This window comes from Asaia sp. SF2.1, from assembly GCF_000505765.1.
Lineage (GTDB): Bacteria > Pseudomonadota > Alphaproteobacteria > Acetobacterales > Acetobacteraceae > Asaia > Asaia bogorensis.
Genome location: NZ_AYXS01000048.1, coordinates 54,698 through 59,221 on the forward strand (window position 1 = coordinate 54,698; position 4,524 = coordinate 59,221).

Sequence of the window (4,524 nt, forward strand, 5' to 3'; positions counted from 1 at the left end):
AGGCGCTTCCCGCCACGGTGTTGCCCATCAAGGCCGACACGCTCGACCCGCAGGGGCTGAAGGCGGCGCTGGCAGATATCGCGCCAAGCCATGTGTTCTTCACTACGTGGACGCGACGAGAGACCGAGCGTGAGAACTGCATCGCCAATGCCGCCATGCTGCGCAATGTATTCGAGGCGCTGCCCAAGCCGGAAGCCCTTGTCCATGCAGCGCTTGTTACCGGGCTCAAGCATTATCTCGGGCCATTCGACGCCTACGCCAAAGGCGCACCACCGGTCACCCCTTTCCGCGAAAGCATGGGGCGACTGGATGTCGAGAATTTCTATTACGCGCAGGAAGACGTGCTGTTTGAGGCATCGCGCAGCCTCAACTTCACGTGGTCGGTGCATCGCCCTCATACGGTAATCGGCTTTGCCATTGGCAATCTGATGAATATGGGCACCACGCTCGCCGTCTATGCCTCGCTGTGCCGCGAGACGGGGATGCCCTTCGTGTTTCCCGGCTCCCCGACCCAGTGGAACGCGCTCACCGATGTCACGGATGCAAGGCAGCTTGCGAGCCAGATTCACTGGGCCTCGACAAACCCGGCCGGGCGTAACCAGGCTTTCAATGTGGTCAATGGCGACGTGTTTCGCTGGTCGAGCCTGTGGGGTGAGCTGGCCAACTGGTTTGGCATCGAGGCGGCGCCCTATCCCGGTGAGGCAACGTCGCTCGAAGCCCTGATGAGCGGCAAGGAGGATGTATGGTCGGCGCTCGCCCAAAAGCATGATCTGGTTGAGCCCGACCTGACCCGTCTGGCCTCGCCGTGGCATACGGATGCAGATCTGGGCCGCCCGGTGGAATGTGTGACCGACATGACGAAAAGCCGTCTATTCGGCTTTACAGGGTATCACGATACACGGCGTTCCTTTGCCGATCTGTTTACCCTGCTGCAGGCGCGAAAACTCATCCCCTGAGACTGGCTGTTGCACCGGGGCAATTCAGCCCCGGCATATTGCTAGGCTACAAGGCCTGTCATCAGATCGGGTGTGCCATCGGGAAAAACCTGTGCGAGCGCTGTGCGTGGCAGGTGCATATGAGCACACAGAATTCCGGCTATGACACTGCGCAGATCGGTTGTCGGTGCGAGATCGCGGTTTTCAAAAAGCTGCCCGGGGCGCAATCCCGGCCATGTTCCGGCGACACGTCCGCCACGCACAGCGCCGCCCGCCAGAAAGGCCACGGCCCCCGTGCCGTGATCGGTCCCGCCCGTGCCATTCATGCGGGCGGTTCGGCCGAATTCGGTCATGGCCAGCACCACTGTGCGTGACCAGGATGCGCCCAGATTGTTTCTCAGGGTTGTCATTCCCTGATCGAGCCGGGCAAGCGGGGCCTTGAGCGCCCCGATCTGGCCCGCATGGGTGTCCCATCCGCCTATTTCCAGGGCGGCGACACGTGGCCCGTCGTCGCGTGACATCATGAGCCCTGCTGCCGAGGCCAGACGTGTGAAACCATCCTCCTTGCGTCCGACCTGCATGGCGCCCTGCGCCAGGGCATTGCCTGAAAAACCACGGGTCAGAAGGCCGTTGTGAAAGGCCGGGCCGGTCAGCCTGTCATGCTCGTTCAGCTTTGCAATCTGGCGGTAAAGCTCGTTTGTGGGATGCTGGCTGCCCGCCGGGGCATAGCTGCCGATGCGGGCGGGACCGCGCAACAACAGGGGCACATCGAGCCCAAGCGACAGACCCAGCCCCTCGGGGTGCTGCCTCTGCCCCGGCAGGAAGGAAACGGCACGATTGAGCCAACCACTGGAGAGGCGATGATCCGCCCCGCTTTCAAGATAATCCTGGGCGTCAAAATGAGAGCGCGTGCGATAGGGGGCGGCAACGGCATGGACTGGAAGCATCTGACCGGCACCATAGAGTTCGTGCAGCCCCGTCAGGGCAGGATGCAGCCCGAATGTACCACCCAGATCGAGCAATCCCTTATCCTGCCCCGGTTCAGGCAGGACAAGCGCCTTGCGCAGCGCAGCGAGCCCGGGGTCGCCATAGGGGGTGACAGCCGCCATGCCATCGAGCGCACCGCGAAGCAGGATCACGACCAGTCGCGCATCCTGAGCCTGACCGGACGAGACGGCGGATGGCGCCGCAAAAGCAAGGGAGGAACGACCGAGAGACCAGCTCGCGGCCAGACCGAGAAGGGCAGAACGACGACGGAGCATCATGGGTCAGCGCCTCTGGAACTCGGGCGAAGAGAAAAGCAGGGTGAAAGCATCGCGCCGTGACCCGGCATGTTGCATGGCCAGATTTGTGGCGGGGCGTAGCAGGGGGCCTAATGCGACCTGAGCCACGGTCTCGGGGTTCTGTTCGGTCAGCCTGCCAGCAAAACGATAGGCCCAGTCGGCTCGGGCCATCATATCGGCAGGGGCCGACCAGTCCGGGGCAAGGTCGCTCCACCCGTTGGGCATGGGGGCATTCCAGACCGGCTGACCCATCGCGGCACAGGCGGCCGCCAGTATCATGGCAGGGGCGTGAGGGTCGTCCGGGTTGCTCGTATCCGCGCTGGTCAGAGCCGGTATCGTTCCCGTGGCGCGCAGGGCGGCGGCTGCATATTCCATGGGTGTACGCAGTTTGCTGCCGTGCGGTGTTGCTCCTGCCAGATCGACAAGGGCCCGGGTCGCATCCTGCAGATTGCCGCCACTGCGCTGTAACGCTGTCATGATGGGGGCGATCTGGGCACGTGTCGGGGTGTCGGTCAGGAAATGCCGGGCGAGTTGCGTGGCGATATGCTTGTACGTTGAGGGATGTGTACTCAGAAATTGCAGGGCCGCAACGCCGCCCGCCTCGCCCTCGGGGAAAAGCTGGCCGAGCAGCGTCTTGCTACCCGGTTGGTGGGCGCGGCGATTGAAGCGGAATCCCGGTGCCTCGGCTTTCATGTCCACGCCCCAGCCGGTCAGGATTGCCGCGAAATTCGTGACGTCGTTCTGTGTGTAGCCAGAGGCAGGCGAGAGCGTGTGCAACTCCAGACATTCCCGCGCCAGATTTTCATTCAGGCCGCGATGCTGCTTCAGGCCGGCGGGACTGTCCGGTCCGATCGAGGCGACATTGTCGAGATACATCAGCATGGCCGGATGACGCATGACGGCAGTCAGCATATCGACGAAGCGTGCGGTCACATGCGGGCGTATGGCCTCGCGCATATAGGCCCCGATGACCGCTTTCGTACGATCCTGCCTCTGGCTGACCGTGAAGTGATTGAACCAGAACCACACCAGCCTCTCGCGAAAGGGCTGCACACCATCGAGCACAGCCTCGAGCTGGGCGGCTATCTCCGCTTGCAGAATAGGTTTGACCAATGGGTTGCCACGCAGTTTTTCCTGTCGCTGCGTACGCAGTGCCACCAGACCATCGGCGCTCGTGCCAAGGGAACCCCAGGACCGGCTTTGCGGGCCTTCAAGCTGCGCCATCAGCCATTGACGCCCTGAATCAGGCGTTGGGGCATCGGGGCAAGCACCCCAGCCAAAGCGGTTTTCCATATCGACAACCTGCATGATCTCTCCTGACGAGGACCGGGATGCGTGGTGACCGGAATGCATTTTGATTGTGTCGAACTGTGTAGGCGCTTTGTGGCGTAAAAACAGCTGTTTTGTAACGATGACGCTCATAGTGGATGACGGGGAGGGGCGGCCCTGAACGCCAGACGAAAGGCCGCGCTCTGTCCACGGCGCGGGGGGACCTATGCTCCCATGTTTTCAAATCCTGCCCGAACGGCTATGGCTCAGCACGAGTGATGACGTGGGACTGGAGGTGTGACATGACGACCATAGCAAGACGTGGCGTCTGCCTCGTGATTTCGGCACCCTCCGGCGCAGGGAAATCGACCATCGCCAATGCGCTGCGCGCGGGTGATTCCAGCCTTGCCCATTCCGTATCGGTCACCACGCGTGCCCCGCGTCCCGGCGAGAAAGAGGGCATACATTACCATTTTCGCAGCATGGACCAGTTTCGCGACATGGCCGCGAAAGGGGAATTGCTGGAATGGGCCGAGGTGTTCGGTCGCGGTTACGGCACACCCCGTGCGCCCGTCGAGGCCGCGCTCGCCAGCGGGCGGGACATGGTGTTCGATATTGACTGGCAGGGGCACAGGCTCCTGCGCGCGGCGCTGCCGGACGACGTAGTAAGCCTTTTCGTGCTCCCCCCCTCGATGAAGGAGCTCGATCGCCGCCTGCGCTCGCGGGCTTCGGATGCGGAATCCGAAATCGACAAGCGCATGGGCGCGGCTCTGGCCGAAATTTCGCACTGGAGCGAATTCGATCATGTGATCGTCAATGCCGAACTAGATCGCGCCGTGCGGGAGGCACAGTCGATTCTGGTCGCAGCGAGGCTCAAGACGAAGCGTCAGCATGGCCTGGCTGATCTTATGAAGGAATATGAGGCGAACAAGCCCGGCTGAGAGCCGGGTGCGTGTGGTGATAACTGCCCTGTACTGACAGTATACCTGCACTTTGCCTGCATCATTTCGCATGATGCCTGTTTGTCGTTAGGATGG

At 62.2% G+C, this 4,524-nt stretch carries 4 protein-coding genes; 2 read left to right on the forward strand and 2 right to left on the reverse strand.

What is annotated here, in order from left to right:
- Window positions 1-956, forward strand: a 956-nt coding sequence (locus P792_RS33120; protein WP_035440559.1) for an SDR family oxidoreductase, incomplete at its 5' end; no start/stop codon positions are given.
- Window positions 957-997: 41 nt separating this feature from the next.
- On the opposite strand, the gene P792_RS33125 is transcribed toward P792_RS33120, so the two are convergent.
- Together P792_RS33125 and P792_RS33130 are read right to left on the reverse strand one after the other, a co-directional pair.
- On the reverse strand, window positions 998-2,200 hold the full coding sequence (locus P792_RS33125) for a DUF1501 domain-containing protein (RefSeq protein WP_023979646.1): 1,203 nt from the start codon (window positions 2,198-2,200) through the stop codon (window positions 998-1,000).
- 3 nt (window positions 2,201-2,203) lie between these two features.
- Window positions 2,204-3,526 (reverse strand): DUF1800 family protein, encoded by a 1,323-nt coding sequence (locus P792_RS33130; protein ID WP_023979647.1) that lies wholly within the window; start codon window positions 3,524-3,526, stop codon window positions 2,204-2,206.
- A gap of 263 nt (window positions 3,527-3,789) precedes the next feature.
- Between P792_RS33130 and gmk the strand changes: the two genes are divergently transcribed.
- On the forward strand, window positions 3,790-4,428 hold the full coding sequence (gene gmk / locus P792_RS33135; RefSeq protein ID WP_023979648.1) for a guanylate kinase: 639 nt from the start codon (window positions 3,790-3,792) through the stop codon (window positions 4,426-4,428).
- Window positions 4,429-4,524 lie beyond the last annotated feature (96 nt).